This window comes from Flintibacter muris (genome assembly GCF_943192995.1).
Lineage (GTDB): Bacteria > Bacillota > Clostridia > Oscillospirales > Oscillospiraceae > Lawsonibacter > Lawsonibacter muris.
The window spans coordinates 51,817-78,619 of the sequence record NZ_CALPCP010000015.1 but is presented as its reverse complement, the minus strand read 5'-3'; the positions used below and the strand labels follow the sequence as shown (position 1 = coordinate 78,619).

Sequence of the window (26,803 nt, the reverse complement as noted above, 5' to 3'; positions counted from 1 at the left end):
CGGTACATTTTATCACCCTGTTTCAGTATACCATTTCCTGTCCCAATTTTAAAATAATTTATGAGTGATTAGTATTAATATCGGCGTTCGGATTTTTGGAGAGCTGCTGGAGCATCCGCAAAATTGCCTCCAGGGAGTAATTTGCACACCGCAGGGAGCGAATGATCTTTAGCCGCTTTATATCCTGTTACGAGTAGACACGATACCCATTCTGTTTTCGCTTGATCGTCAACAGCCCATTCATTTCCCAATTCCGCAGCGTGTCCATTGAGATACCCAGGAAATCAGAGGTTTCTTTCCGTTTCAAGAAAACAGGAGTGTCTGGGCTGTCCCCAGCCAGAATATGCTGAACAATGCAGATAGCCTCCTCCGCATGGTTGCGCTCTTTTCTTAAATCAGTAATATATTCTCGTGTGAGCAGGATCGCCCCATCAAAATTGCCCTGGGCTGATAACTTCACAACCTCTACAATCTTTTTTCTTAGACCGCCCTGCAACACCTCAATTTGGAAAGCAGTTCGAGCCAGCCAGAATTGTTGAATGTGAAAAGCTGTAAAAATACGATAGCCGTTTTCCTGCCGCTTTGCCGCTGGAATTAGTCCCCATTTTTCGTAAAGGCGGACGGTGTTTGGGTGTACTCCAATTATTGCTGCAACCTCAGCTGTTTTGTATGTGGCCAAGTTATTCACCCCCTGTCACACTATTATACATCATTTCTAAAGTCTGGTGGCAATATGGAGAGTTATTATAACTTGTCTGATTTAAACCTACAAGATAATTCATCCCTTATACCGATTATCCTATGCTAAAACTGTAATTGAAAGGCTGCCGTTAGAAAATATTTGCAGAATGGTGTGGAAAAATTGAACAATATATGGTATACTGAAAGAAATCGAATATCTACATTTTGCAACAACATAAGAGGGTGGGTAATTTTGAACAATATTGTTGAGCATGGTATGAAAATTGATCTCCACATTCATTCCTGCATTTCTGCTCATAAAGACGGGAAAAAGGTTAAGAATAACACAAAAGAGAATATCCCAATATTAGTTCAAAAACTCAATGAGAACCAAGTTAATATTTGTGCACTTACAGATCATGATGCTTTTTCATATGACATATGAAAGCATATTACAAAGAATTGATGAAGTTTGTTCCATGTTCTATCCAAATTGCGGGGCGAGAAGATTTAAGGCATTTATGGAAATTGGAACCTTATCCATGTTTGGATTTTTTTGAAGAATTTTATGAGTGTTTTCAAAATGCACACGACATTCGGACATCCTTTTTTGAAATACTGCCCATTGAAGAAATCCATATAAAAAATGGCGGTCTTAAGTGTAATGTGATAGGGAAGGAGGAACAATGGCACGAACAAAAAACAGAGGGTATCAGCAGACTTTGGCCCCTACCTATACAGCCCGGCTTTGGAAAATGGGCGGCTACATCCGGCTTTCCCGAGAGGATTTACAGAAAATCAACCGGGGGCTTGACGATAGCAACAGCGTGAAAAACCAGCGCGACATTCTCAATGATTTTCACTTCAACCATGCGGAAGAATTTGAAAGCTACACCGAGTATGTGGATGACGGCCACACGGGAACCGATACGGAGCGTGAAAGTTTCCAGCGACTTTTAGGGGATGTGATGAGCGGGAAAATCAACTGCGTTGTGGTGAAAGACCTTTCCCGTTTCGCCCGGAATTATAGCGATGCTGGAAGTCTGATTGATAACCTTTTTGTGCAGATGGGCGTCCGCTTTATCAGCTTGGCCGAGGGCGTGGATAGCTACCTAAACCCGGACAGCGTGAACAGCATCATCGTTCCGATAACAAACGTGATGAATGACCAGTATTGTTATCAGACCTCAAAGAAAATCCGGCAGGTTTTTGATTATAAGCGGCGCAACGGCCAGTACATCGGCTCTTTTGCTCCCTACGGCTACATAAAAGACCCCAAAGACAAGCACCAGCTAATCGTTGACCCGGAAGCCGCTGAAATCGTCAAGAAGATTTACGAGCTGTGCCTGCAAGGTACGGCCAAACTTCAAATTGTGATGTATCTGAACGACCACGGCATACCCAGCCCCACAGCATACAGAAAGCTAAAGGGCCTGCCCTACTCCCCGGCTATATCGGACGCTCCCATGTGGGGGAACAAGATTATAACGGATATTCTCAGAAATCCTATTTACACCGGGGATTTAGTACAAGGCCGCCGCCGGGTGAAAAGCTACAAGGTACACCAGATTGAGGCTGTGCCGGAGGAAGAATGGGTGCGCGTCCCCGATACCCACGAGGCCATCATCACCCACGAAACCTTTGAACGGGTGCAGGAACTTCTGAAACGTGACACCCGGACGGCCCCTAAAAAGCGGGAGCTCCATTTATTCAGCGGTTTTCTGAGGTGCGCTGACTGCGGCAAGGCTGTGACCCGGAGCCAGAGCGGGAAGAATGTTTATTATTCCTGCTCCACTTACAAGAAACGCTCCCGGACAGCCTGCACCATGCACTCTATCAAACACAACCGTCTGGAGGCCGCTGTTCTGTTCGCTATCCAGTATCAAGTGAGTACCGCCGTTTCCTATTCGGAAATAGTAGCCCGTATCAATGCGGCCCCGCTGAAAAAAAGTCAATCCCACCGCCTTAACGACCAGATTGCCGCAAAGGAAAAGGAATTGACGAAAATCACCCGCTACAAGCAGTCACTGTATCAAGACTGGAAAGACGGGGAAATCTCCCAGCAGGAATACCGGGAAATGAAAGCCGATTATGAGCGGCAGGCCGCTGGGCTCTCGGATTTGCTGGCCCGGCTGACGGCTGAACGGAAACAGCTTTCAAACGGCGTTGACCAGCAGCATCCCGCGCTGGTAGCCTTTGCGAAATATCAGAACATCGAAAAGCTGACCCGCGAAATTCTGATTGAGCTGGTAGACCATATCAAGGTTTACGAAAACGGCAATATCAGCGTTCATTTTAAGTTTGCGGACGAGTTCCGCCGGATTGCCGAGTACATTGAAATCAACACCACTGACACCGCCGAGGCGGGCTGACCCCCGCCAAAGCATAAAATCCCTTTGGCAGTGTGTTTTCCTAATAAAACGCAATCTTACGAAAGAGGTGGAAACGATATGAGAAGGTTACTTATCTTTAATTACGTTAATAATGAATATGTGCTTCAAGAAAATGAGGAAATTGTCTTTAGAATTAATGGAAACGACTTGAAATTCGATGCATTACAATTCTACTTAGGTATTTACAAAGGAAATGAAAAAACAACATTGATTGAAATTCAAAATCGAGTAACAGATGATCCTTTGAGGAAAGGCAACTATATTTTTCAGTGGTTATCAGAAATAGTATCATGTATAGAACATGAGTTTGGTGAAGTTGAAGAAATTATTTCTACACATGAAGAGGAGCCTAGATCAAGGAAGCTTAGAGTAATTCCGTTATATGATATGTCTGCTTGTGCTGGAGATGGATTATATATTGGAAGTGACGAAGCATCATTTAGTGAATATTCAGTTGATAATCCAGATGCTGACTATGCGGTTAAGATTTCTGGAAAAAGTATGGAGCCTACAATCCTTGATGGAAGCATTGTCTTAATAAAACGTGTTGACCAGTTAGAACACGATGAGATTGGAATTTTCAATATCAATGGAAATTCTATGTGTAAAAGATTTACTAAAGTGGATGGGAAAATAACACTAGTTCCTGATAACACCGCTAATGAGTATAAGACAATTGAAATTCGTCAAGATATGGTTTGCAGTATTCAAGGAAAAGTAATCAGTGTAATGTGATAAATGACTGCTAGGAGGTCTTACTTTCTAGCAGTCTATTTTGCTCTTGGCTACGGTCGAGTTGGAAACAGCTTGTCCCATCGAAAATTTTAACAGGTTGTCCTTACAAAAACGCAGCCGAAAAAGGCTTGTACCACCCAAAATCCAGTGTTTTCAACGGTTTCCAGCCACGTTGTCCTTACAAAATCGCCCCATCTGCTGCCAGGTCCTCTGTCAAATCGGCAATGACATCGCCAGTGGATTGGATAGAGGCGGCGCTCCAGGGAAATCCGGAAGCGGCGGTGGGGTAGACCCCGGTTGTGTGGTCCACGAAGTAGGAGGCAAAAGCAGGATTGGCCTGAATTTCCTCGTCAGTGAGGTTCCGAGTCAGCTGATGGACGATGGCAGCGACCATCTCCATATGGCCCAGCTCCTCGGTACCTATATCAGTCAGCAATCCTTTGGCCTCGGCATAGGGCATGGAGTACCGCTGGGACAGATAGCGCATAGAGGCGCCCAGCTCGCCGTCCGGGCCGCCATACTGACTGATGATAAATGCGGCTAATTTGGGGTTGGGTGTGGTAATCTTTACCGGAAATTGCAGTTTTTTCTCATAATGGAACATTTATTTCACCTCATTTTGCCCGAAATTCCAGGGCCAGGGATCAGACAGCCATTGGTAGCTGTCACCGGCAGCGGCACTCTGCGCTGTGATGGGACCATACTTGGACTCATAGGCCGCTCTGGCCGCTTTCTCCATAGCGGAGAACTGCTTGAATAGGTTAAATGCCTCGGTGTCATCTTTGTGAGTGTCCAGATAGAGTTTTAATTCCAGCACTACAAACTCCAGGGCCTGAAGCTCAGCCAGCGGGGTAGAGGGCAGGGTGGAGCCATCCACTGCCAGATGGAAAGGCAGGTTCAGTCCGGGGAAGAGGGTGCCGTTGCTCAGCGCCTCGGACTGGGCGTATTTTTGAGGATTATTCTGCTGAAAAGGCACATAAGGCACCGCCAGCCCTGCGCAGGACGGCATAGTGCCGTTGGTATCCGGACAGCTGGTCTGCGCAGCAGTTGTGGACGTTGTCGCTGTCGTGTTTCTTGCGGCAGTACGGGAGCCGTTATTTTCGATCAACAAGGGAAATTCCCTCCTTCATTCAATACAGGAGGACGGGCGCGGGGAGCGCACTGCGTCCCCCTCAGACCATTCTATGAATTGGGACGCCAATAGGTACACGCATACAGGACTGGCTCACCCCATAGGATAAAAAGGAGGTGGTCGTATTGAAGAGAGGGATTCTGTTGGCCGGAGCGCTGGTTGGGACAGTAGTTCTGCTTGCGCTGACTTTGGGCCGGCTGAATGGGATGATGGAACCAGTGATGGAGCTGGAGACACTTCAACGGACGGGGCCGCTGGTGCTGGACGCTGGCCACGGAGGGGAGGATGGCGGCGCAGTGTCCATCACCGGGGCCCCGGAGAGCCAGATCAACCTGGCCATTGTGCTAAAGCTGCGGGACGTATTGGGGCTGTATGGGGTGGACCCCATTCTGCTTCGGGAGGAGGATATTTCTCTTCACGACGACAACGCCAACACGCTCCGGGAAAAGAAACGGTCCGACCTGAAAAACCGGGTAACGGTTGTTGAAAATGTGGAGGGTGGAACCCTTTTGAGCATTCATCAGAACACCTACCCAGGCAGCCAATACCACGGAACTCATGTCTTTTACGCCCCTACAGAGGGCTCACAGTCATTGGCGGAGCACTTCCAGAACAGCATAAAAACTGCCCTGCAGCCAGATAATGAGCGGGCTGTAAAGCAGATACCCGATACAGTTTATATTATGAACCACATCACCTGTCCCGCGATTCTGATTGAGTGCGGCTTCCTCACCAATCCGGAGGAGGAGGCTCTCCTTCGGGACGAGGACTACCAGCGTAAGCTGTCCGCTGTCATAGCCGCCTCTTGGCTGACATCCTCTTGAATCCAAGGGAGTTCTGTGATAAAATCAGAACCACAAATTGGATTTGCAGAGGCAGTTTAGAATGGACAAATATTTTATTATCAAAAAATATATTGACGAACTGGATTACTTAAATTTGTTGGCAAATCATGCTCCAGGGGATGAATTTGATGAGGAATCCAAAGAGATTGCCGTTAAAGTCACTGAATCATTAACCGTGCAAGGAATCGCATGGATAATTGCGGAAGTATTGAATAAGCAATTTAATGATAACAACTCACCGGATATGTTTATGGACTGTGCTAAAAAAATTTATTATGAGTTACATCATTAAGCTCCAGTTTATCAAGTAGTTGGCTGTTATTTTATATGTAGACAAAGGAGAACAAGCATGAAGGCAAAAACCCTATTTTATTGCACGGAGTGCGGAAACGAGCTGCCCAAGTGGCAGGGACAGTGCCCGGCCTGCAAGGCCTGGAACACCATTGTGGAGCAGCCGGCGGAGAAGCCCGCCAAGCGGACAGCCCCAGTGAAGGGAGGCTCCAGTGTGGGGGTGGCGATCAAACGTCCCAAGCCTATGAAAGAGATTGAGACCACGGATGAACTGCGCTTTGCCACCGGTATGGGAGAGCTGGACCGGGTACTGGGCGGAGGTGCGGTTCAGGGGTCTCTGGTGCTGGTAGGAGGCGCACCAGGCATTGGAAAATCCACCTTGATGCTGCAAATCTGCGATAATCTGTGCCGCTTTGCCAAGGTGCTGTATGTATCCGGTGAGGAGTCCGAGCGGCAGATTAAGCTGCGGGCAGAGCGTTTGAATGTCAAGGGAGAGGGGCTGTATCTGCTGGCGGAGACCAATCTGGAAAATATGGTGGACGCCGTTCACCAGCTCCAACCTGATGTGCTCATTGTGGACTCCATCCAAACACTTTACCACGGGGATGTGACCTCTGCCCCGGGCAGTGTAAGCCAAGTAAAGGAATGTACCTTAACACTGATGCAGCTGGCAAAAGGGGAGGGCATCACGATTTTTGTCATCGGGCATGTAAACAAGGAGGGATCTATCGCCGGTCCCAAGGTGCTGGAGCACATGGTAGACTGTGTGCTCTACTTTGAGGGGGAGCGGCACATGGCCTATCGTATTCTCCGGGCGGCCAAGAACCGCTTCGGCGCCACCAATGAGATTGGCGTTTTTGAAATGGAGGACGGCGGGCTTACCGAGGTGCCCAACCCCTCTGAGGCCATGCTGGCAGGCCGCCCCACCGGCACTCCAGGCACCTGCGTCACCTGTGTCATGGAGGGGGCCAGACCAGTGCTGGCAGAAATCCAAGCCCTGGTGGTTCCCTCCAGCCTGGGCAACCCCAGACGGGTGAGCAACGGCTTTGAATACAACCGCTCCATGCTGCTGCTTGCGGTGCTGGAGAAGCGGGGAGGATTGATGGTGGGCAGCTGCGACGCCTACATTAACGTTATTGGCGGCCTGTATTTGGAGGAACCCGCCGCCGACCTGGCCGCCATTATGGCGTTAGCTTCCAGCTTTCGTGATAAAACCGTTCCCCATGATCTGGCCGCCATAGGAGAAGTGGGGCTTACCGGTGAGCTGCGTGCGGCCAGTGCCCTGGGACAGAGGCTGGCAGAGGTTCGGCGTCTGGGCTTTACCAAATGCCTGATTCCCAAGAGAATACAGGGAAAGTTAGCTGTCCCCGAGGGGTTGGAGCTGATCCGTGTGGCCAACATCCGGGAAGCTATGGCCGCACTGCTGTGAAGGTCTCGCCGGCACAAAATTGACGCATTTGGACCGCCCGAGCTCTCCGGTGGACGCAGCTCGGGACAGGGAACAGTAGCCATCCTTTTGGTATACACAGGGGTCGGTGCATGCGATGAGGCTCATACATACTCCTCCTATTGCAAAACAGCGGTAGTATGTCCGAAAAGCCGCTTGACAATACAAAAACAGGGCCGGTTCACAGTGAACCGGCCCTGTTTTTTGTGATTAAAATCCACCCAGTTCCCGGACAACAGTGGAGGCCAGCAGCAATCCGGCGGCGGCAGGGACGAAGGGGGTGGAACCTGGAGTGTCCCGCCGGGCAGTGGAACCGGGGCGGGTTTCGGAGCTTTGGGGGGCTTCTGACTCTGCCGGACACAGCGGCGCAGTGGGCAGCTCGGTGGAGTAGACCACCTTCAGGTGGCTGACGCCACGCTTGCGCAGTTCCTTGCGCATGGTACGGGCCAGAGGACAGCCCTGAGTTTTGGAGATGTCAGTGACTACCAGGGCAGAGGGGTCAAATTTATTGCCGGTCCCCATAGCGCTGATGATTTTTACCTGTAAGGCAACACACCTTGTCACCAACTCCAGCTTAGCGCTTGCCGTGTCGATACAGTCCACTACATAGTTGTACTGGGACAGGTCTACCTCATCTGCGTTTTGAGGGAGGTAGAACATACGGATGGCCTCCACCTGGCAGTTTGGATTGATATCCAGCACTCGGCGGGCCATCACCTCCGCTTTAGGCTGGCCGACGGTAGAATGGAGGGCAGCCATCTGCCGGTTCAGGTTGCTTATGGAGACTGTGTCGTCGTCATATAGATGTAAAGTGCCTACACCTGACCGTGCTAGAGCCTCAACGGAATAGCCGCCTACACCTCCCACACCGAAGACCGCGACCCGGGCCTTTTGCAGCCGCACCAAGGGCTCGTCCCCTACCAGCAGACGGGTGCGGATAAACTGATCAGACATGGTGTGTCACTCCTTAAATAATCTGCTGGAACAGCCCGTGCCGGGTGCAGTACCACAGCAGGATGCCATGGCCAAGGCAAGGAATGCGGGTTTGTAGATCCCATTCGGGGTAGAGCCGGCGAAGCAACAGGGTATCTCCAGTTAGCAAGGCCACAAATGAAATGTAGTGGTCCTTCGTCATAGGGTGGGAGGAGGCGACAAACCAGCTGTCGTCAATTTTTTCAACAGACAGCTTGTCCTCACTTTCCACCTTTTGCGGCTTCAGGGGGAGCAGCGTCCTGCCGCAGCAGGATACGCCTGCTTCTGCTGTGGCAGTAATCAGGCTGCCACAGTCGGGGCAGACATAAAAGCGCAGTTTTTTCATATTGCCTCTTTCCTGGTCGTTGGCGTCCAGCTGACCGGAGAGCAGGGCCTCCAGCCCAATACCAAGAACCCTTGAAATTTCCGGAAGAAGGGACACGTCCGGACATCCCAGACCCCGCTCCCATTTGCTCACCGCTTTATCGCCTACGCCGATGTCCTCAGCAAGTGCCTTTTGGGTTAGCCCGCGTTGAGTTCGCAGGGTGCGGATCAACTGGCCGATTTTTACTTGGTCCATGTCCTAACCTCCTGGAAACAGGGTAACAGCTTTTTTTGCAAAAGGCAATCGCCGCTCCGTCGAGTGTCTTAGTGCTGCATGTACTGCCGCTTAAACTCCTCCAGCCGCAGAATGTCCCGCCCATACACAAAGATCCGATAGGCGGTTTGTCCTGCACGGTATGGGATATCGTTGCGTTTATATCGGATTCCCATCAATTTCAGCTTTAATTCAGCCTTTTTAATCTGCTTTTGGTCAAATGTGAATGCGACAATATGTGCCCTGCACCAGGGGTCCTCGTCCAACTTGGACAGAGTGTAGTTGACAAACTCCTCCTCAGTGGGAAAGGCTTTGATTAGAGTCTCATGGCCTCGCTCGGAGGAGAACAGGCAGTACCCCAATGCACAGGTTTTCACCACCAGGCCCTCATAGGCGTAGTGCCGGCCGATAGTGATGCTCCCAAAGGAATAGCAATTTTCCTCCAGATATTGTTCCAGTTCCTGGATAGTTTTCATCTTTCGGCCGCCTTTCAGAAAAACCGCCCTTTGTCCTTTACACAGAGGGCGGTTTTCAGAATTATTTCACCAGATAGCTCATGTCATACAGCCCGGGCTGTTCCACCCCGGCGATAAACTTGGCGGCCTCCACCGCGCCCTGGGCAAATATTTCCCGGGAGAGGGCAGTGTGTTTGATTTCCATAATCTCGTCGTGACCAGCAAAAATGATCTCGTGTTCCCCCACAATGGTGCCGCCTCGAACGGCGGAAATGCCGATTTCCTTTTTGTCCCGGGGATGGCGGGCGGAATGGCGCTCAAAGATGTACTCCGTCTCGTGGCCGCAGGACTGGGCCGCCGCGTCGGCAATCATCAGGGCAGTGCCGGAGGGGGCGTCCACCTTGCGGCGGTGGTGGCGCTCCACAATCTCGATATCGTAGCTGTTTCCCAAAACGGAGGCGGCCTTTTTTACCAGCTCCAGCAGTACGTTGATACCCAGGGACATATTTCCGGACCGGAAAATGGGCACCTCCAGGGCGGCGGCGCCAATCTGGGCCACCTGTTCCGGGGAGTAGCCTGTGGTGGCCAGCACCAGGGGGATTTTTGTTGCCTTGGCAAACTCCAAAAGCCCATCCAGAGCGGCGGGGGAGGAGAAATCAATTACCGCGTCCGCTTCGCCGGTAAATTGGGCGGGGGAGGTAAACACAGGAAATTCCCGGTCAGCGGCTCCCATCACATCAAAGCCGGCAGTAATCTCCAGGTCAGGGCTGGCTTCACACAGTTCAGCAACTACCCGGCCCATATGGCCGTTGCAGCCGGAAATAATTATCTTTTGCATGGCAGACTCCTTTACTTCAACAGGCCCATCCGCTCCATAGAGGCACGGAGAACGGTTAGATTTTGTTCCGAAATATCGCACAGAGGCAGGCGCAAGGGACCGGCCTCCATGTCCATCAGGTTCATGGCAGCTTTAATAGGAATGGGGTTGACCTCGCAGAACAGAGCGTCGATCAGGTCCATGTACCTGATCTGGAGCTGAGAAGCAGCTTCGAAATCGTTTTCCAGGCACAGGTGGCTCATTTTGACCATAACCTGAGGGATAATGTTGGAGGCCACCGAGATGACACCCTTGGCCCCCAGGGCCATCATAGGCACCACCTGGTCGTCGTTGCCCGACCAGATGTAGAAGTCGTCAGGGCAGAGGTAGCGGGTGTGGGCCAGCAGGGAGAAATTGCCGCTGGCCTCCTTCACGCCATTGATTTTTGGGTTGGCGGACAGCACCCTGTAAGAGTCAGCGGTGAAGGATACGCCGGTACGGCTGGGCACGTTGTAGAGGATGATAGGCAGCTCTGTCCGCTCGGCGATATACTCATAGTGCTTGATCAGGCCGGCCTGGCTGGCCTTGTTGTAGTAGGGGGTGACGTGGAGCAGGGCGTCTGCGCCGGAGTCCTGAGCGTGCTGGGAGAGGTAGACAGCGGCGGAGGTGTCGTTGCTTCCCGCACCGGCAATGACCTTCACCCGGTGGTCCACCCGCTTGACACAGAACTCCACGGCGGCAATGTGCTCCCGGATGGACATGGTGGCCGATTCGCCCGTGGTGCCGCAGACACACACCGCATCCACACCGGCCTCGATCTGATCGTCAATCAGCTTACCGAAGGCGTCGTAGTTGATGGTTCCCTGCTGGTCAAAGGGGGTGACCAGTGCGGGACAGGAACCGGTAAAGACTGGAGTTCTCATAAGAAACAGCATCCTTTCCTTATTTGTGGTCGATATAGCCCTCAGCACAAAGCAGTTCGGCCAGAAGGACGGCGCCGCCAGCGGCGCCCCGAAGGGTGTTGTGGCTGAGGCCTACAAATTTGTAGTCGTACTGGCTGTCGGGGCGCAGCCGTCCAGCGGTGATGGCCATGCCGCCCTCCAGTTCCCGATCGGTTTTGGCCTGGGGACGGTCGGGCTCCTCAAAGTAGTGGATAAACTGCTTGGGGGCGGAGGGGAGGTCCAGTTCCTGGGCCCGGCCCTTGAAGGTCTTCCAGATCTCCTTAATCTGTTCCTCGGTGGGCTTTTTGCCCTCCTTAAAGCGGACAAAGACGGCGGCGGTGTGTCCGTCAGACACAGGGACACGGAGACACTGGGTGGTAATGGTGGGACCGTTTGCCTTAACAATCTTGTTCCCCTCAATGCAGCCCCACACCTTCAGCGGCTCCTGCTCGCTCTTCTCCTCCTCGCCGCCAATGTAGGGGATCAGGTTATCCACCATCTCGGGCCAGCGTTCAAAGGTCTTGCCTGCGCCGGAGATAGCCTGATAAGTGCAGGCCAGGACGGATTCTACCTCGTAGCCCGCCCGCATCAGAGGGGTGAGGAGGGGAGTGTAGCTTTGAATGGAACAGTTGGACTTGACAGCGATAAAGCCCCGCCTGGTGCCCAGACGCTTGCGTTGGGCGGGAATAATCTCAATGTGCTGGGCGTTCAGCTCAGGAACCACCATGGGCACATCATCAGTCCAGCGGTTGGCGGAGTTGTTGGACACCACTGGACATTCGGCCTTGGCGTACCGCTCCTCCAGCGCCTTGATCTCCTCCTTTTTCATGTCCACGGCGCAGAAGACAAAGTCCACCATCCCGGCAATTTTGTCCACATCAGCCTGAGCGTCCATAACCTCCAGAGACTTGGCCTCCTCGGGAATGGGATGCTTCATGGCCCAACGGCCGGACACAGCCTCCTGATAAGTCTTGCCGGCAGACCGGGAGCTGGCCGCAAGGGCGGTAAGCTGGAACCAGGGGTGATTTTCCATCAGGGTGACAAAGCGCTGGCCTACCATACCGGTTGCGCCAATGATGCCTACTTTATACTTTTCCATAATAACCTCCATAATCAGTCCAGAACATTCTATGTTCCGGCACAAAAATTGATGAATTCCAATTCCAAAATTGGGAAAAGGAAAAAAATAAATCAGCGGCTTTTCAAGCGGCTGATTTTGTACTATAATGTCGGGGAGGGCAATTTTGCTTGACGCAATGCCGCGACCCTCCACATTAGAACTATCCTACCATGGTTTAAGACAGATTGTCAATAGAATAAGAGCCAAAGAAATATAAGAAATGGAGTACATTATGGGTAAAAGATTGATGCAGTTTGCCGCCGCCGTTCTGGCAGTGTGCTTGGCGATTCCTCCGGCGGAGGCGGTGACCACCAACCGCAATGGAAATGTGATGATACGAGTGGGCCTGGCCTCCTCCAGCGAGCATGTGCCCACCGGAGAGCTGGAGGCCGCCCATCTGGAGAACAACAACAGTATGGGATATGGAAGCGGATACCGTTTTGGCTACTACGACAGCAGCCTGAACTTTGTTGAACTGGCCCGTACCGGCCCCAGCACCATCCAGGTGGCTGTTCTGAAGACTCAAAACCTCTATTATGGCAGCGTAGGAGGGAAGCGGACCTATTCTTCCTCCATCACCAGCAATATTCTGGTGGGCTGTTACCACATCCAGATCCCCGGCAGTTTTGGCAGCTTCAGTGACGCGTCCGCCGCCGCCAGCCAGTATTCCGGTGGATTTGTGGCCTGGATCAACGGGGCCTATCAGGTCCGGGTTGGCGCTTATGCCTCCAAAGGAGAGGCGGAGGCGGCCTTGGCCAAGGTGGGGAGCGGCACGGTGGTAGGTACAAGCTCTTACGGCATGAGTGTAGTAAAGACAGGGAGCAATCAGATTCTGTTCCAGTATGATGAGGGCGAATCGGGCCGGCTGGCCATCCAGCCCGATGTCACCGGAGTGGGGGAGACCCGCACCTGGTTTTCCGACTACAAGTACCGAGGCGGATTTCAGTATTACCGGCGCGGAGGGGGCAACCTCACTGTGGTCAATGTGCTGGAGCTGGAGGACTACATCAACGGCGTTGTCTGCTACGAGATGGGCCGGGAGTGGCCTCTGGAGGCGTTGAAAACTCAGGCGGTTTGTGCCCGCACCTATGTGATGAAAAACCTGGGCAAGCACGAGAGCTATGGCTTTGATATCTGTCCTTCCGACAGCTGTCAGGTTTACCACGGCATGGGCAGCTTGAGAACTGATTACGGTCCCAGCGAGGTAAGCATGCGGGCTGTGGCCGAAACGGCTGGCATGGTGGCCAAATACAACGGCAAGCTGGCCGAGGTCTTTTATGTCTCCAGCTTCGGCGGAGCCAGTGAGGATGCCAAGAACATTTGGGGGACGGATACCGTCAACGAGTACCCCTATCTGCGGGGGGTGGTGGACCCCTATGAGGCCGATCTGGACTCGGTCAATGCCATGTCCCCCTGGACGGTCAGCTACACCGCCGCTCAGCTGACCCAGCAGCTCCAGTCCAAAGGGCTGGGGACAGGAACCTCAGTGGCCTCCCTGGAGCTGACCTATTCCCAGCTGGGCAATGTGCTCCAGGTAGTGGTCCGCTGGGCCAACGGACAGAGCAATACCATCGGCGTTGACAGAATCCGCAGCCGGTTTGGGGTCAATTCCATCCGATTCACCGTCAATGGAGCCGTCCCCAATGGGATGGCTACCCCCTCGCAGCCCTCCAATTCCTCGGATATCTTTGTCAATGACACCGGAAAACTGGATGGGCTGGAGGGCAAATACATTATTTCAGGAACCGGTTCCGTATCCCAGATGGACGGTACTGTGTATGCCATCTCTGGAACCGGAACGGTGTCTGAAATGGGCGGTAGCAGCGGAGGAGGCAGTACCACAACTGTCACGCCAACGGGGAGCGGGACGGTAACCGTCTCTGGCAGCACCTATGTGTTCAGCGGCGGCGGCTGGGGCCACCAGGTGGGAATGAGCCAGTACGGCACCAACGCCATGGCCCGCCGTGGGTTTACTTATAACGAGATTGTCGAATTCTATTTCCCGGGCGTCCAGGTGACGCACTATTAAAATGTGAGGATGTACACCTTTGAAAACCGCTGATTTTGATTTTCAGCTCCCTGAGGAGCTTATCGCGCAAACCCCTCTGGAGCGGAGGGACGCCTCCCGGCTGCTGACTTTGGACAAAGCTACCGGGGCCGTTGCCCACCATCACTTCTATGACCTGCCCCGGTTCCTGCATCCGGGGGACTGTTTGGTGCTCAACGATTCTAGAGTACTGCCCGCCCGTCTGATCGGCCATCGCCCTACTGGCGGGGCCTGTGAAGTGCTTCTCCTTGTCGATAAGGAGGACAACCTGTGGGAGTGTCTGGTCCGTCCGGGACGGAAGCTGAAACCGGGGGCCCAGGTCATTTTTGGGGACGGCCAGCTTACCGCTACGATCGAGGCCGAGCTGGAGGACGGCAAACGGGCCGTCCGGTTCCACTACCAGGGTATTTTTCTGGAAATCCTGGAACAGCTGGGCAAAATGCCTCTGCCCCCTTATATCAAGGTGGAGCTGAACGACCAGGAGCGGTATCAAACTGTCTACTCCAGGGTGACAGGTTCCGCCGCAGCCCCCACCGCCGGGCTCCATTTTACCCCGGAACTGCTGGACCAGGTGCGGGAAAATGGTGTAAAGGTCTGTTACGTTACACTCCATGTAGGACTAGGAACTTTCCGGCCTGTGAAGGCGGAGAATATTGCTGACCATGAGATGCACTCTGAATTCTGCATGATTTCCCAGGAAACCGCTGATATCATCAATGATACCAAACGCAGCGGTGGACGGGTGATCTGTGTGGGTACCACCTCCTGCCGCACCATTGAGAGCTTCGCGGCGGAGGATGGTACTTTGAAGGAACGCTCCGGATGGACCAACATTTTCATCTATCCCGGCTACAAATTCAAGGTGCTGGACGCCCTGATTACCAATTTCCATCTGCCCCAGTCCACCTTGATTATGCTGGTGTCTGCCCTGGCGGGGCGGGAGCACGTCCTGGCTGCCTATGAAGAGGCGGTACGGGAGAAGTACCGGTTTTTCTCCTTCGGCGATGCAATGATGATTGCTGACTTTGAATAACGGAGGTGTCTGCCATGAAACTGACCGAGCTGCCCAATATTGGTCCGGAGCTGGCCCGCTTGTTGAATGAGGTAGAGGTCCACAACTCAGAAGAGCTGCAAGCGCTGGGCGCGGAGATGGCCCTCCTGCGTATGAAGGCCCAGGGCCTGGATGTCTGTTTCCACAAGCTCACCGCCTTAGAGGGGGCGATACAGGGGGTAAAGAAGTCCCAGCTCACCCCGGAGCGCAAGGCGGAGCTGCGGGAATTTTTCGATGGACTGCCCAAGCGGTGACAGGAGGGCTTTGAATCGCGATGAAATATTATTATTTGGGGCACCTTTTAGAGAAGTATTATGATGACTGCCAGAGAGGCGTTTTCATAAATAAATGGGATGACAGCCTGACCTTGTGGGCGCTGGATATGCTGGAGGCGGACTACAGCAGTCCGGCCTTACTGGAGGCGGCCTGCGGCTTCAACTGGGAGCGGACCCACGACCTGTTTGAGACCATCCTGACCGAACTCCATATCGCGGCCGACCCCTCTGTTATTGACAACGACTTTATCGACAACATCTTTATCGAGGAATACAAATATGGGGCTATCGAAAGCGGATGCGAGCTTTTGTTCCGCCGGGGGCATTTGAGGAAAAAGATCGGCTTTCCTTACTACGTTCACTATGGAAAATATTACCCGGACGGTGATGCGGGACGGTTCAAGCTGGGCTGGCACACAGATGAGTTTTCAGACCCGGCGCAGCTCATATCTGTGATGCACACGGATGAGCTGGAACGATTTGTCGTTGACTTTTTGCGCCAGGCAGGTATTTTGGATTAAAGGAAATAAGTATCAAATAAAAGGAGTTTTTACGTGTTTGAAGTATTAATACGAGAGGGGGGAGCCCGGCGGGGGGTGTTCACCTGCGCCCATGGGGTGGTCCAGACCCCGGTGTTTATGAATGTAGGCACCCAGGGGGCCATCAAGGGGGCGGTGTCCGCCCACGATTTGAAGGAGATTGGCTGCCAGGTGGAACTGTCCAACACATACCATCTGCATCTGCGGCCTGGAGATGAGGTGGTCCGTCAGATGGGCGGACTCCACAAGTTTATGGACTGGAACGGCCCCATGCTCACCGACAGCGGAGGGTTTCAGGTTTTCTCCCTGTCTGGCCTGCGGAAAATAAAGGAGGAGGGGGTCACCTTTGCCTCCCATATAGATGGACACCGCATTTTTATGGGCCCAGAGGAGTCCATGCGCATCCAGTCCAACCTGGGCAGCGATATCGCCATGGCTTTTGACGAGTGTGTGGAGAATCCGTCCCCCTATGAGTATGTAAAGGCGTCCTGTGAGCGAACTGCCCGGTGGCTGGAGCGCTGTATTGCAGAGCATGACAGGTTAAATACCTTGTCAGAAACGGTGAACCCTCAGCAACTGCTTTTTGGTATCAACCAAGGGGGAACCTACGCCGATCTGCGGGTGTGGCACATGGATGAGATCGCCAAGCTCAACTGTGACGGTTACGCCATTGGAGGTTTGGCAGTGGGAGAACCCACCCAGGTGATGTACGACATCATTGACGCGGTGGAACCCCACATGCCCCAGGAAAAACCTCGGTACTTGATGGGTGTTGGTACTCCCTCCAACATTATTGAAGGGGTGGCCCGGGGGATCGATTTCTTCGACTGTGTGATGCCCGCCCGAAATGCCCGTCACGGCAAGCTGTATACCTGGAAGGGCACTATTAATATTAAGAATGAAAAGTTCAAACTGGACAGCCGGCCTATTGACGATACCTGCGACTGTCCCGCCTGCCGTTCCTTTTCCCGGGCCTATCTGCGCCACCTGGTCGTAGCTCAGGAGATGCTGGCTATGCGGCTGGCAGTACTTCACAATCTGCACTTTTACAATGAACTGATGGCCCGCATCCGGGAGAGTATTGATAATGGGACCTTTGAGGACTTCCGGGCCCGGTATTCCGGCTTGCTGGACCGTCCTGCACAAGAAGAATAGAGAAATTTGGCAAAAGGGCTTGTCAACTGGCAAAATATCCGCTATAATATTTTTCACTGCGTCGAGAATGCCTTTTTGTTGACAGTTTGATTATGCAGTAGTTTTGGAGGAAAAAATATGACTGATCCTAGTTTCATTCTCATGATTGTCCTGATGTTCGCCATGCTGTACTTCTTCATGATCCGCCCGGAAAACAAGCGGAAGAAGGAAGCTCAAAATCTGCGGGACTCCCTGAAGGTGGGCGATGTCATCACCACCATTGGGGGTATTGTAGGCACCATCTGCAAGGTGGACGAGAGCACCATTGTTATTGAAACTGGCGCTGACCGGGTGCGCATTGAGTTTACCAAGTGGGCCGTCTCCACCAAGAATGTGGCCCCCGAGCAGCCCGCCAATTAAAAGTTACAGGCATGTCTTTTGCCCTCCCCGCATAGGTTTTATCAAACCGTGGGGGAGGGTATTTTTATGAAAAAGAAGGAACGGCGTCTGGAGGAGCTGGGCAGCGGCAGCGAGTGGCTCAACGCTATGTGTGAGGTACTGAAAGGCGGTGTGCTGGCCGGGGTGTCTACCATTTTGGTTCTGCTGATCTGCGCGGCGCTGGTGTCTATGGGGATCATACCTGTGGGTTCCATGTACGGCGCGGTATTGGCCGCCTGTGTGGCGGGCGCTTTGGCAGGGGGGAGCTACGCTGTTCGCCGGGTGGGCAGCCGGTCCCTTCTGGTGGGCCTTGGGGTAGGGGCGGTGCTGTTTCTGCTGCTGCTTACCGCCGGACTTATTGCCTATGATGGAGCCTCTATCGCCAACGGCGGTGCCGGGATTCTGTGTGCCTGTCTGTGCGGAGGCGCAATCACCGGCCTTTTGGGAAGAAAACCCAAGAAAAAACGCAGAAGATGATTGAAATCTCTCTAAGCCTATGTTATAATAGCTGTCACTATGGCAGAATCTGCTATAAGCAATGAAACAGGAGGAGATACCAATGAAGCACATCCAGATTTTGAACGGGGCCACCTTAAAGGCCAGCGCCGCCAAGGGCGGCTGCGGTGAGTGCCAGACCTCTTGCCAGTCCGCCTGCAAGACTTCCTGCACCGTCGCCAACCAGAAGTGCGAGAACAAGTAAAGCAAAAGGCATGAAAGGGCAGGCGCGGTGCGCCTGCCCTTTTTGCTGTTCGTCCTTTGCAAAAGGAGGAATGTTCATTGGAGGAGCTGTTGGCATACGCAATCCTGCTCTATGCGAATATTGTCACAGAGGCTGAATACCAGGAGCGTCTGGATGCCCTGTTTCTGGCATATCCAGAGAACCGCATGCTCCTGGACCTGGAGTGTGAAACGGACATCCGCAGGGCGATCATCTATATCCGGACACGGGCCGACTACGGCTATATCAGCCTGCACCCGGAAACCTTCGGACGGACCTTGATGGAAGTTCTCAAGGGTTACTATGCCAAATGTCCGGATATTCGGAAATTTGGGAGCAAAATGTATGCTTTATGGGAGAGCCTTCCCGGATGCCTCCAGGATCAGGATCCTTTTTGGACCTTCAGCTATGCGGACACCCCCCTGTGCTGGAACGACGAGGCACAAACCCGTTCCTTCTACGAAATCGCGTTGGCCCACTACGATTAAGGGGGAGGAGATATGTCAAATTTTGTCGGAGATATTCAGATGAGTAACGGATTAACTGACGTTTTTTTCAACGTCCTGGTGCTCAGTGGTTCAGCCCTGGCCCGTACGGATTCGGAGAGGCGGCTGGTTGTCTGGCTGGCTGAAAAGGACCAGAGCCGTATGGGATATGGTGCGATTGGATTTGATCTTTTTGAAATACCCTGGGCTTTGGATACCTTTGAGGTGGACAAAAATTTTTTGCTTCAGGCCGTTGCGGCGGCTCGAAACCGGCTCAACTGGGAAAAACTGGACTACCATCCCAATGAAGATGCGCTGTTTCCCTGTCTGGACCAATTTGCCAAACTGATATCTGGGATAGATATCGACAAGATACAGCCAAACAGTTTAGAGGAGTGGCTTGCAGAGGCGGATGCCTCTGACCCGGTGATGTGCGGGTTTCCTATGTGCCCCAAACATCAAGCCCTGCTCTCGGTATTTGGATGTCATATTTGCAACAATTAAAATGAAAGAGGATTTTGATATGATGGTACATACTTTTACCGCCCTGGGGCAGTACCTGGCGGCGGATGTCAACAGCGGCGCAGTCCATGTGCTGGACAAGCTGACCTATGACCTGCTCACTTTAATCGGCGAGGGGCCGGTAGGGGAGGGGAGGGTCCCTCAGGAATATGTGGAAAAGCTGCCTCAATACGATCCGGTCGAGTTGGAGGAGGGCTGGCAGGAGCTGCGTCAGCTCCAGGAGGCCGGGCTGCTCTTCACTACCGACGACTACCTGGACCCGGAGGCAGCTATGGCCCTGCCTAAGGCGGCGGTGGTGAAGGCCCTGTGCCTCCACGTCTCTCACGACTGCAATCTGCGGTGCAAATACTGCTTTGCCTCCACCGGCGACTTTGGCACCGGCCACCGCATGACCATGGATTTTGACACCGCCAAGAAGGCCATTGACTGGGTGGTGGCCAAGTCGGGCAAGCGGCGGAACATTGAGATCGACTTCTTCGGTGGCGAGCCGCTGATGGCTATGGACACCGTGAAGCGGACGGTGGAGTATGCACGGTCTCTGGAGGAAAAGCATGACAAGGTGTTTCGCTTTACGATTACAACCAACGGAATTCTGCTGGACGACGAAATCATTGACTACATCAACCGTGAAATGTCCAATGTGGTTCTGTCCCTGGACGGTAGGGGAGAGGTGAATGACCGAATGCGCCCCACAGTGAACGGGAAGGGGAGCTATGAGATCATTGTCCCGAAATTCCAGAAGCTGGTAGCCGGACGCGGAACCAAGGACTACTATGTCCGGGGCACCTTCACCCGGGACAATCTGGATTTTGCGGAGGATGTTCTGCACATGGGAGACCTGGGTTTCCGCCATGTGTCAGTAGAGCCCTGCAGCGGCCCATCCGACGACCCCTACGCCATCCGTGAGGAGGATTTGGGCAGGGTAGAGAAGGAGTACGAAAAGCTGGCCCAGAAGCTGCTGGATCGAAAGGATATCAACTTTTTCCACTTCAACGTGGACCTGGCGCAGGGGCCCTGCGTGATCAAGCGGCTCCGGGGCTGCGGCGCCGGCTGTGAGTATGTAGCCATCACCCCTGACGGTGACATTTACCCCTGCCATCAATTTGTAGGAAAAGACGAATTTTGCATGGGGAGTGTCCATGATGGGACCTTCGACATGGGGATCTCTGGTCAATTTGCCCAACAGAATGTGTATACCCGTCCGGCCTGCCGGGAGTGTTGGGCCAGATTCTACTGTAGTGGGGGCTGTTCAGCCTCAAATATGCTTGTCAATGGCGACATAACGCGCTCAAATGAGGCCGCCTGCGCAATGGAACGCAAGCGTTTGGAGTGTGCCATTGCCCTCAACGCTATTGCCTCCGGACTGGAAACAACGGCGAATACAGAATGTAATAATACAGATTGTAATCTTTGTAATCACTGACACTTCAACGGTTTGCTCGATTTTTGACCTGGATTCCACCTGAAAACACCGATTTCAGCTACAATAGGGTCCCTTTCGGGGGACCCTATTATTTGTTTGGTTGCGAAGTTTACATAATGCAATTTACATAACAAGTTAAAAGAATTGGCAAAAACAGAGAAAATTGCAAAACCCCCTTGCGAAAAGAGTCAGAAAGAGCTATAGTAAGACTTACCAACTGAAGCGGCGCCTCGAAACCCACGTCTATTTCCTCCCCCCTGCTCATATGCTGTTGCTGAGGTGAAGCCTATGGGAATGAGGATCCGCAAAAAATGGGACTTGCCGTCGGAGCAGAGGGCCGCGCTGATCATATTGGCTGTCTCTTTCCTGGCCGGCGGAGCAGCGGGCTGTCTTTTGGCCGCCCTGTCCGGCGGGGCCGGTGCTGAGGAGCTGGGCAGCTATCTGGCTGACTACCTGACGCTGGCTCAGGAGGGTGATCTGCCAAGAGGTCTGTGGCCAGTGCTGTGGGGACAGGTAAAATATCTGCTGGTTGCCCTGATTCTGGGCCTGACAGCACTGGGGGCGGCGGGACTGCCGGTACTCTTTGGGGTACGAGGGTTCTTCTTCTCCTTCCCGGTGGCCTGTTTCTGCCGGGTGTTTGGTGGAAGAGGGCTCTTCCCTGCCTTTGTCCTGTTTGGGCTGCCCGCTCTGCTTTGGGCCCCGGCGCTGTTTATGGCGGGGGTTCCTGGCCTTCTCTCCGCGCAGCAGCTGCTTCGGCGGTCTACAGGTGAGGGCCGGGGAGGACTTCCCCTCAATGTGACTTACTGGTGCCAGGGAGGGCTGTGTGTGGGCCTCGCTCTGGCTGCGGGACTGCTGGAGTACTGGGTGGTTCCGGTGCTGCTTCGGGCAGCCGCCCGCGTAATTTTGTAACTTTAGTTTTGGGAGTTTTGGAAGTGTCTGAACTGTTGACGGCCTATGAGGACTTTTTAAAAATTGAAAAGCGTGCCTCGGCTAATACGGTCAGCTCCTACATGCGGGATGTGAACCAGTTCGCCGCAGCAATGGACGGGAAAGGTGTGGACCTGACTCAGGTGGTCACCCGCGACGTGGAGGACTATGCCAATTCGCTCATCAAACGAGGGAAGTCTCCCGCTACCGTTACCCGTTCGGTTGCGTCCCTAAAGTCCTTCTACTCCTGTATGGTAGGTAAGGGCTATGTGGGACAAAACCCGGCAAAGGGTGTGTCTCCCGCCAAGGTGGAGCGCAAGCTGCCTCAGGTACTTACCAGCAAAGAGGTGGAGCTCTTTCTGGAGCAGCCTGAGTGTACCGACCTGAAAGGCTATCGGGACCGGGCCATGCTGGAGCTGCTCTACGCCACCGGTATTCGGGTCAGCGAGCTCATAGAGCTGGATGTGGATGACCTGAACCTGCCCGGAGGAGTGCTGAAATGTTTCAGCAAAAACAAAGAGCGCATTATCCCGCTGTATCCCACAGCGATTCGGGCTCTGGGGGAGTACATAAACAATGTGCGGCCTCAGCTGGTGGACTCGGTAGATGAGACCGCGCTTTTTGTCAACATGAACGGTGAACGTATGAGCCGTCAGGGCTTCTGGAAGCTGATCAAGTACTATCAGGAGAAAGCGGGAATTCAAAAGGATATCACCCCCCACACCCTGCGCCACTCCTTTGCCGCCCACCTGCTGGAAAATGGAGCTGATCTGCGTTCCATTCAGGAGATGCTGGGCCATGCTGATATTTCTTCCACCCAAATCTATTCCAGGTTAATCAATCAAAAGATTAAGGATGTCTACAAAAAGGCCCATCCCCGGGCGTGACAGATAAGGAGAGAGCGCTATGACAGATCAGGAACTGCTTCAAGCCATAGGCCAAGTTGTTGAGGCTAAAATAGAACCTATAAGACAGGATATCCATGCGTTAAAAGAAGATGTTCGGGCTTTGAAAGATGATGTCCAAGTCTTGAAAGATGATGTCCAAGTCTTGAAAGATGATGTCCAAGTCTTGAAGGGCGAGGTTCAGGCTTTAAAGGGTAATGTGCAAGAACTGCAAAGCAACTACACACAGCTGGAAGCCAAGGTGGATGGAATTCGGGTATACATTGATACCGATCTGCATCGGACATTGGGGCTACTCCTGGAGGGCCAGCAAGCGTTGTGGGATCGCTTCGTCCCTCACGAGAAGTTTGGGCCTTTGGAGGACCGAACAGAGGTTCTGGAGCTGACAGTAAGGCGCCATAGCCAAGAGATCCGGGCGCTGCAGTTTGCCTGATCTGGAGCACAAGGTGGCCCGCGCGGCAAATTGCCGTGCGGGCCCTTTTTGATGGGGTTATGATTGAATTATCCGGGGGAATATGGTAATATATTTAAGAGAAGAAAATAATGGAAGGAGGACATTCTATGTCCACCATGTCTGAATATTTGGAAACCCTGCGGGGCAAATCCATCTCTGTCATCGGTATGGGAGTAAGCAACACCCCTCTAATCCGCACCCTGCTGCGGGCAAACTTAAAAGTTACTGTCTGCGATAAATCCCCCAGAGAACGGGTGGAGGAGCTGGCCTCAGAGCTGGAAAGCCTGGGGGCTAAACTGAGGCTGGGGACTGATTACCTGGCCCGGATTCACAAGGCTGACCTCATCTTCCGCACCCCTGGCCTGAGCCCCAACACGCCTGAGCTGTTGAAGGCGGTAGAGGGGGGAAGTATCCTTACCTCTGAAATGGAACTGTTTTTCAAGCTGTGCCCATGCAAAATTATCGGAGTAACAGGCAGTGACGGCAAGACCACCACTACCACCTTAATCAGTGAATTTTTAAAGGAAGCGGGGCTCAATGTTTACTTGGGGGGCAATATCGGCCGGCCTCTGCTCCCTGATGTAGATGGCATGACTCCTGATGATATCGCTGTGGTGGAACTGTCCTCTTTCCAGCTGATGAGCATGGACCGCAGTCCCAATGTGGCAGTGTTTACCAATCTGTCCCCCAATCACCTGGATTACCACCACACCATGGAGGAGTACACCGAGGCCAAACTGAACATCTTCTGCCACCAGAGCCCTCAGGACCGGGCTGTCTTTAACTATGACAACGATATCACACGGTCGCTGGCCAAAGCCGCTGTAGGGCGGGCTATGCTGTTCAGCCGCAAGCAGCGGCTGGAGGAGGGGGTATACCTCCGGGACAGCGCTATCTGGCTGACCAATGATATGGGGAGCCGGGAGGTTCTTCCGCTGGCTGATATCCACATCCCGGGAGTTCATAACATCGAAAACTATATGGCCGCTATTGCGGCGGTGGATGGTATTGTTCCGGACAAATGTGTCCGCTCGGTGGCCCAGCGGTTTACCGGGGTAGAGCACCGCATTGAACTGGTGCGGGAGCTGGACGGGATAAAATACTACAACGACTCTATTGGCACCAGTCCCACTCGGACTATGGCCTGCCTGGATTCCTTTGAGCAAAAGCTGATTCTGATTGCAGGAGGATATGATAAAGGTGTCCCCTTTACCCAGCTTGGAGTGGAGATTGTCCGTCAGGTGAAGGGACTGATTCTCACCGGCGATACCGCCCCCGCCATCAAAAAAGCGGTGGAGGAGGCCGAAGGTTTTGACGAAAGCGGCCTGAAGCTGATCGAAACGGAGGATTTGTCCGCCGCCGTGTCCGCCGCCCGGGATATCGCCCAGGAGGGGGACGTGGTTGTGCTGTCTCCGGCCTGCGCCGCTTTCGACCGTTTTAAGAACTTTATGGAGCGGGGCAAGGTGTTCAAGCAGCTGGTGAATAAGCTGTAAAAGCGGTGAAAATATGGATATAGAAGAATTGGTGCACAATTTGCGGTTTTCCCAGGATAAGGTTGCCTATGCCGCGTTAAAAGAGTTGACAGCACAGTCCTTGGACACAGACCGGGTTTATCCTTTCTTTGACGAGTTTGTGTCCATGCTGGAGGAAAAGAACTCTCTGGTTCGCAACCGCGGGCTGGTGCTGATCGCTCAAAACGCCCGTTGGGATATCGATAGAAAGCTGGACAAGGCACTGAATACCTACTTGGCACACATCCTGGACGAAAAACCAATCACGGCCCGCCAGTGCGTCCAAAATCTGAGCCATATTGTAACAGCCCGGCCTGATCTTGCACCAAAGATCCGGACAGCTTTAGAAAACGCAGATTTTTCTGCTTATCCGGACAGCATGACTTCGCTTTTGGAGAAGGACCGCATCAAAATACTGAAACAGATAGGAATGACACACTAAATGACCTTACAGATAAACGACCGCGTCAGAGCCCTGGGTGCTCAGGCCCAAGGCCAACTGACGGAGGAATTTGCCCGCATTGACGCAATTTCTGAGGAAAACACTGCCCGGGTGCTGGCAGCATTCCAGAAGCACCGGGTGGCTGACGGCTATTTTGCCGGGACAACCGGTTACGGCTATGACGATCTGGGCCGGGATAAGCTGGATGAGATTTATGCTGAACTCTTTGGTACTGAGGCCGCTTTGGTGCGCATTCAGTTTGTCAATGGCACCCATGCCATTGCCTGTGCTCTGTTTGGCGCACTGAAAAGTGGGGATGTACTGGTGTCTGCTGTGGGTGCGCCCTACGACACGCTGCTGGGTGTGGTGGGGGCGGTGGACAAAGGGCATGGCTCTCTGAAAGACTACGGGGTGGAGTACCGGCAAGTGGAACTCCAGAACAACAAGCCTGACCTGGAGGGAATGGCAAAAGCCGCCGCCGGCCCTCGGGTGAAGGCGGTGCTTATCCAGCGTTCCAAAGGGTACTCTACCCGCGCCTCTTTGTCAGTAGCGGAAATCGGGGAGATGTGCCGTGTGATTAAAAAGGCCAATCCCAACGCGGCAATTTTGGTGGACAACTGCTACGGTGAGTTTGTAGAGACCATAGAGCCCACCCATGTGGGGGCCGACCTTGTGGTGGGCTCTCTGATCAAAAATCCGGGGGGCGGGCTGGCGCCAACCGGAGGCTATATCGCCGGTCGAAAAGATTTGGTAGAGGGGGCCGCCATGCGGCTCACCGTGCCGGGAATTGGGGGGGAGTGCGGCTGTACTTTGGGACAAAACCGCCTGCTCTATCAGGGGCTGTTTTTAGCTCCTCACACTGTGGCCCAGGCGGTAAAGACAGCTGTTTTCGCCGCCAAGGTGATGGAGCTGCTGGGCTATGAGACACAGCCCCATTCCTCGGCAGTCCGCCACGATATTATCCAAATGGTCCACATGCGGGAGCCGGATGCCCTGCGGAAGTTCTGCAAGGGCATCCAGTTCGGTGCGCCGGTGGACTCCTATGTCACTCCGGAGCCCTGGGACATGCCGGGGTACGACTGCCAGGTGATTATGGCCGCTGGAGCCTTCATCCAGGGGGCGTCTATCGAGCTGTCCGCCGACGCCCCCATGCGGGAGCCTTACACCGTCTATCTCCAGGGGGGACTGACCTTCGAGTCGGGCAAGCTGGGCGTCCTGCTGGCCGTCCAGGAACTGATGGAATCCTCTGATTAAGACCAAACTAAAATTTTGGAGGAACGAACATGAAAAATATTTGGCAATACATGTTATTGGGAATTGCGGTAGCCATTGGTGGAATGTTTGTGTCCGACATCGCAGGACATTTTTTCAATGGTATGGGGGGCTATGGCTTTGGATGTATTTTAGGTATTTGTATGTATCTGTGTGTTATCATTGTGACTTGTACAGGAATCATTGTAACCAAACTCAATCAAAACACACATTCTGATAAGGAATAGGCCAAG

The 26,803-nt window shown here is 53.2% G+C and carries 31 protein-coding genes and 2 pseudogenes; 24 read left to right on the top strand and 9 right to left on the bottom strand.

Features of this window, described 5'->3' with window-relative positions:
- Positions 1–76: 76 nt before the first annotated feature.
- A pseudogene (locus tag NFS22_RS12835) lies at positions 77–679 on the bottom strand (MerR family transcriptional regulator); the annotation flags it as partial.
- Between the two features lie 255 nt (positions 680–934).
- Here NFS22_RS12835 and NFS22_RS12830 point away from each other — a divergent pair.
- From NFS22_RS12830 to NFS22_RS12820, 3 genes are all read left to right on the top strand, one after another.
- Positions 935–1,126, top strand: a complete 192-nt coding sequence (locus tag NFS22_RS12830; RefSeq protein WP_251318155.1) for a PHP domain-containing protein — start codon at positions 935–937, stop codon at positions 1,124–1,126.
- 241 nt (positions 1,127–1,367) lie between these two features.
- Positions 1,368–3,053, top strand: coding sequence for a recombinase family protein (locus NFS22_RS12825; RefSeq protein ID WP_251318154.1), 1,686 nt, complete (start codon positions 1,368–1,370; stop codon positions 3,051–3,053).
- Positions 3,054–3,131: 78 nt separating this feature from the next.
- Positions 3,132–3,809 (top strand): S24 family peptidase, encoded by a 678-nt coding sequence (locus NFS22_RS12820; protein ID WP_251318153.1) that lies wholly within the window; start codon positions 3,132–3,134, stop codon positions 3,807–3,809.
- 193 nt (positions 3,810–4,002) lie between these two features.
- Here NFS22_RS12820 and NFS22_RS12815 read toward each other — a convergent pair.
- Positions 4,003–4,413 (bottom strand): annotated as a pseudogene (locus tag NFS22_RS12815) (manganese catalase family protein); the annotation flags it as partial.
- Positions 4,414–4,920 carry a spore coat protein CotJB gene (locus NFS22_RS24090; RefSeq protein WP_420908865.1) on the bottom strand — a complete coding sequence of 169 codons (507 nt, stop codon included), beginning with the start codon at positions 4,918–4,920 and terminating at the stop codon, positions 4,414–4,416.
- Between the two features lie 146 nt (positions 4,921–5,066).
- On the opposite strand from NFS22_RS24090, the gene NFS22_RS12800 reads away from it, so the two are divergent.
- The 3 genes from NFS22_RS12800 (at position 5,067) to radA (ending at position 7,506) form a co-directional block, all read left to right on the top strand.
- Positions 5,067–5,765: an N-acetylmuramoyl-L-alanine amidase gene (locus NFS22_RS12800; RefSeq protein ID WP_251318152.1), complete on the top strand. Its 699-nt coding sequence runs from the start codon at positions 5,067–5,069 to the stop codon at positions 5,763–5,765.
- Between the two features lie 61 nt (positions 5,766–5,826).
- On the top strand, positions 5,827–6,078 hold the full coding sequence (locus NFS22_RS12795; protein WP_251318151.1) for a hypothetical protein: 252 nt from the start codon (positions 5,827–5,829) through the stop codon (positions 6,076–6,078).
- Between the two features lie 57 nt (positions 6,079–6,135).
- Positions 6,136–7,506, top strand: a complete 1,371-nt coding sequence (gene radA, locus NFS22_RS12790; RefSeq protein ID WP_251318150.1) for a DNA repair protein RadA — start codon at positions 6,136–6,138, stop codon at positions 7,504–7,506.
- Between the two features lie 228 nt (positions 7,507–7,734).
- On the opposite strand, the gene NFS22_RS12785 is transcribed toward radA, so the two are convergent.
- The 6 genes from NFS22_RS12785 to asd form a co-directional block, all read right to left on the bottom strand.
- Positions 7,735–8,478 (bottom strand): tRNA threonylcarbamoyladenosine dehydratase, encoded by a 744-nt coding sequence (locus tag NFS22_RS12785; RefSeq protein WP_251318149.1) that lies wholly within the window; start codon positions 8,476–8,478, stop codon positions 7,735–7,737.
- Positions 8,479–8,491: 13 nt separating this feature from the next.
- Positions 8,492–9,076: a helix-turn-helix domain-containing protein gene (locus NFS22_RS12780; protein ID WP_251318148.1), complete on the bottom strand. Its 585-nt coding sequence runs from the start codon at positions 9,074–9,076 to the stop codon at positions 8,492–8,494.
- Between the two features lie 68 nt (positions 9,077–9,144).
- Positions 9,145–9,570, bottom strand: coding sequence for a hypothetical protein (locus NFS22_RS12775; protein ID WP_251318147.1), 426 nt, complete (start codon positions 9,568–9,570; stop codon positions 9,145–9,147).
- Between the two features lie 61 nt (positions 9,571–9,631).
- Positions 9,632–10,387, bottom strand: coding sequence for a 4-hydroxy-tetrahydrodipicolinate reductase (dapB, locus tag NFS22_RS12770; RefSeq protein WP_251318146.1), 756 nt, complete (start codon positions 10,385–10,387; stop codon positions 9,632–9,634).
- A gap of 11 nt (positions 10,388–10,398) precedes the next feature.
- The gene (gene dapA / locus NFS22_RS12765) at positions 10,399–11,289 is read right to left on the bottom strand and encodes a 4-hydroxy-tetrahydrodipicolinate synthase (RefSeq protein WP_251318145.1); all 891 of its coding nucleotides are present in this window, start codon (positions 11,287–11,289) and stop codon (positions 10,399–10,401) included.
- 19 nt (positions 11,290–11,308) lie between these two features.
- Positions 11,309–12,406, bottom strand: coding sequence for an aspartate-semialdehyde dehydrogenase (gene asd / locus NFS22_RS12760; protein WP_251318144.1), 1,098 nt, complete (start codon positions 12,404–12,406; stop codon positions 11,309–11,311).
- A gap of 253 nt (positions 12,407–12,659) precedes the next feature.
- Between asd and NFS22_RS12755 the strand changes: the two genes are divergently transcribed.
- From NFS22_RS12755 to NFS22_RS12670, 18 genes are all read left to right on the top strand, one after another.
- The gene (locus NFS22_RS12755; RefSeq protein WP_251318143.1) at positions 12,660–14,456 is read left to right on the top strand and encodes a SpoIID/LytB domain-containing protein; all 1,797 of its coding nucleotides are present in this window, start codon (positions 12,660–12,662) and stop codon (positions 14,454–14,456) included.
- Between the two features lie 19 nt (positions 14,457–14,475).
- Positions 14,476–15,507, top strand: a complete 1,032-nt coding sequence (gene queA / locus NFS22_RS12750) for a tRNA preQ1(34) S-adenosylmethionine ribosyltransferase-isomerase QueA (protein ID WP_251318142.1) — start codon at positions 14,476–14,478, stop codon at positions 15,505–15,507.
- A gap of 14 nt (positions 15,508–15,521) precedes the next feature.
- Positions 15,522–15,779: a TfoX/Sxy family protein gene (locus NFS22_RS12745; protein ID WP_251318141.1), complete on the top strand. Its 258-nt coding sequence runs from the start codon at positions 15,522–15,524 to the stop codon at positions 15,777–15,779.
- 20 nt (positions 15,780–15,799) lie between these two features.
- Positions 15,800–16,321: a hypothetical protein gene (locus tag NFS22_RS12740; protein ID WP_251318140.1), complete on the top strand. Its 522-nt coding sequence runs from the start codon at positions 15,800–15,802 to the stop codon at positions 16,319–16,321.
- Between the two features lie 33 nt (positions 16,322–16,354).
- Positions 16,355–17,494, top strand: a complete 1,140-nt coding sequence (tgt, locus tag NFS22_RS12735; RefSeq protein ID WP_251318139.1) for a tRNA guanosine(34) transglycosylase Tgt — start codon at positions 16,355–16,357, stop codon at positions 17,492–17,494.
- Positions 17,495–17,611: 117 nt separating this feature from the next.
- Positions 17,612–17,893: a preprotein translocase subunit YajC gene (gene yajC, locus NFS22_RS12730; RefSeq protein ID WP_251318138.1), complete on the top strand. Its 282-nt coding sequence runs from the start codon at positions 17,612–17,614 to the stop codon at positions 17,891–17,893.
- 66 nt (positions 17,894–17,959) lie between these two features.
- Positions 17,960–18,388 carry a TIGR04086 family membrane protein gene (locus tag NFS22_RS12725; RefSeq protein ID WP_251318137.1) on the top strand — a complete coding sequence of 143 codons (429 nt, stop codon included), beginning with the start codon at positions 17,960–17,962 and terminating at the stop codon, positions 18,386–18,388.
- 82 nt (positions 18,389–18,470) lie between these two features.
- Positions 18,471–18,611: a six-cysteine ranthipeptide SCIFF gene (gene scfA, locus NFS22_RS12720; protein WP_251318136.1), complete on the top strand. Its 141-nt coding sequence runs from the start codon at positions 18,471–18,473 to the stop codon at positions 18,609–18,611.
- 77 nt (positions 18,612–18,688) lie between these two features.
- Positions 18,689–19,117, top strand: coding sequence for a hypothetical protein (locus tag NFS22_RS12715; protein WP_251318133.1), 429 nt, complete (start codon positions 18,689–18,691; stop codon positions 19,115–19,117).
- 12 nt (positions 19,118–19,129) lie between these two features.
- Positions 19,130–19,618 (top strand): hypothetical protein, encoded by a 489-nt coding sequence (locus tag NFS22_RS12710; RefSeq protein WP_251318132.1) that lies wholly within the window; start codon positions 19,130–19,132, stop codon positions 19,616–19,618.
- Between the two features lie 22 nt (positions 19,619–19,640).
- Positions 19,641–21,059 carry a thioether cross-link-forming SCIFF peptide maturase gene (gene scfB, locus NFS22_RS12705; RefSeq protein ID WP_251318156.1) on the top strand — a complete coding sequence of 473 codons (1,419 nt, stop codon included), beginning with the start codon at positions 19,641–19,643 and terminating at the stop codon, positions 21,057–21,059.
- Positions 21,060–21,347: 288 nt separating this feature from the next.
- Positions 21,348–21,968, top strand: coding sequence for a stage II sporulation protein M (locus tag NFS22_RS12700; protein WP_251318131.1), 621 nt, complete (start codon positions 21,348–21,350; stop codon positions 21,966–21,968).
- A gap of 23 nt (positions 21,969–21,991) precedes the next feature.
- Positions 21,992–22,873: a site-specific tyrosine recombinase XerD gene (gene xerD / locus NFS22_RS12695; protein ID WP_251318130.1), complete on the top strand. Its 882-nt coding sequence runs from the start codon at positions 21,992–21,994 to the stop codon at positions 22,871–22,873.
- A gap of 19 nt (positions 22,874–22,892) precedes the next feature.
- Complete coding sequence (locus NFS22_RS12690; RefSeq protein ID WP_251318129.1) at positions 22,893–23,324, top strand: hypothetical protein; 432 nt, start codon at positions 22,893–22,895, stop codon at positions 23,322–23,324.
- A gap of 128 nt (positions 23,325–23,452) precedes the next feature.
- On the top strand, positions 23,453–24,838 hold the full coding sequence (murD, locus tag NFS22_RS12685; protein WP_251318128.1) for a UDP-N-acetylmuramoyl-L-alanine--D-glutamate ligase: 1,386 nt from the start codon (positions 23,453–23,455) through the stop codon (positions 24,836–24,838).
- A gap of 13 nt (positions 24,839–24,851) precedes the next feature.
- Positions 24,852–25,298 (top strand): SufBD protein, encoded by a 447-nt coding sequence (locus tag NFS22_RS12680; protein ID WP_251318127.1) that lies wholly within the window; start codon positions 24,852–24,854, stop codon positions 25,296–25,298.
- Entirely contained in the window at positions 25,299–26,552 is a 1,254-nt protein-coding gene (locus tag NFS22_RS12675) for a methionine gamma-lyase family protein (protein ID WP_251318126.1), read from the top strand.
- A 29-nt stretch (positions 26,553–26,581) separates the two neighbouring features.
- Positions 26,582–26,797: a hypothetical protein gene (locus tag NFS22_RS12670; protein ID WP_251318125.1), complete on the top strand. Its 216-nt coding sequence runs from the start codon at positions 26,582–26,584 to the stop codon at positions 26,795–26,797.
- Positions 26,798–26,803: the final 6 nt, after the last annotated feature.

Coding starts and splice junctions, on each gene's coding strand:
- NFS22_RS12775 (WP_251318147.1), bottom strand. CDS start 9,570: ATGAAAACTATCCAGGAACTGGAACAATATCTGGAGGAAAATTGCTAT.
- NFS22_RS12755 (WP_251318143.1), top strand. CDS start 12,660: ATGGGTAAAAGATTGATGCAGTTTGCCGCCGCCGTTCTGGCAGTGTGC.
- dapA (WP_251318145.1), bottom strand. CDS start 11,289: ATGAGAACTCCAGTCTTTACCGGTTCCTGTCCCGCACTGGTCACCCCC.
- NFS22_RS12675 (WP_251318126.1), top strand. CDS start 25,299: ATGACCTTACAGATAAACGACCGCGTCAGAGCCCTGGGTGCTCAGGCC.
- NFS22_RS12780 (WP_251318148.1), bottom strand. CDS start 9,076: ATGGACCAAGTAAAAATCGGCCAGTTGATCCGCACCCTGCGAACTCAA.
- NFS22_RS12825 (WP_251318154.1), top strand. CDS start 1,368: ATGGCACGAACAAAAAACAGAGGGTATCAGCAGACTTTGGCCCCTACC.
- yajC (WP_251318138.1), top strand. CDS start 17,612: ATGACTGATCCTAGTTTCATTCTCATGATTGTCCTGATGTTCGCCATG.
- NFS22_RS12785 (WP_251318149.1), bottom strand. CDS start 8,478: ATGTCTGATCAGTTTATCCGCACCCGTCTGCTGGTAGGGGACGAGCCC.
- scfB (WP_251318156.1), top strand. CDS start 19,641: ATGGTACATACTTTTACCGCCCTGGGGCAGTACCTGGCGGCGGATGTC.
- NFS22_RS12725 (WP_251318137.1), top strand. CDS start 17,960: ATGAAAAAGAAGGAACGGCGTCTGGAGGAGCTGGGCAGCGGCAGCGAG.
- scfA (WP_251318136.1), top strand. CDS start 18,471: ATGAAGCACATCCAGATTTTGAACGGGGCCACCTTAAAGGCCAGCGCC.
- dapB (WP_251318146.1), bottom strand. CDS start 10,387: ATGCAAAAGATAATTATTTCCGGCTGCAACGGCCATATGGGCCGGGTA.
- NFS22_RS12690 (WP_251318129.1), top strand. CDS start 22,893: ATGACAGATCAGGAACTGCTTCAAGCCATAGGCCAAGTTGTTGAGGCT.
- NFS22_RS12680 (WP_251318127.1), top strand. CDS start 24,852: ATGGATATAGAAGAATTGGTGCACAATTTGCGGTTTTCCCAGGATAAG.
- NFS22_RS12740 (WP_251318140.1), top strand. CDS start 15,800: ATGAAATATTATTATTTGGGGCACCTTTTAGAGAAGTATTATGATGAC.
- NFS22_RS12700 (WP_251318131.1), top strand. CDS start 21,348: ATGGGAATGAGGATCCGCAAAAAATGGGACTTGCCGTCGGAGCAGAGG.
- asd (WP_251318144.1), bottom strand. CDS start 12,406: ATGGAAAAGTATAAAGTAGGCATCATTGGCGCAACCGGTATGGTAGGC.
- NFS22_RS12745 (WP_251318141.1), top strand. CDS start 15,522: ATGAAACTGACCGAGCTGCCCAATATTGGTCCGGAGCTGGCCCGCTTG.
- NFS22_RS12795 (WP_251318151.1), top strand. CDS start 5,827: ATGGACAAATATTTTATTATCAAAAAATATATTGACGAACTGGATTAC.
- radA (WP_251318150.1), top strand. CDS start 6,136: ATGAAGGCAAAAACCCTATTTTATTGCACGGAGTGCGGAAACGAGCTG.
- NFS22_RS12710 (WP_251318132.1), top strand. CDS start 19,130: ATGTCAAATTTTGTCGGAGATATTCAGATGAGTAACGGATTAACTGAC.
- NFS22_RS12820 (WP_251318153.1), top strand. CDS start 3,132: ATGAGAAGGTTACTTATCTTTAATTACGTTAATAATGAATATGTGCTT.
- NFS22_RS12670 (WP_251318125.1), top strand. CDS start 26,582: ATGAAAAATATTTGGCAATACATGTTATTGGGAATTGCGGTAGCCATT.
- murD (WP_251318128.1), top strand. CDS start 23,453: ATGTCCACCATGTCTGAATATTTGGAAACCCTGCGGGGCAAATCCATC.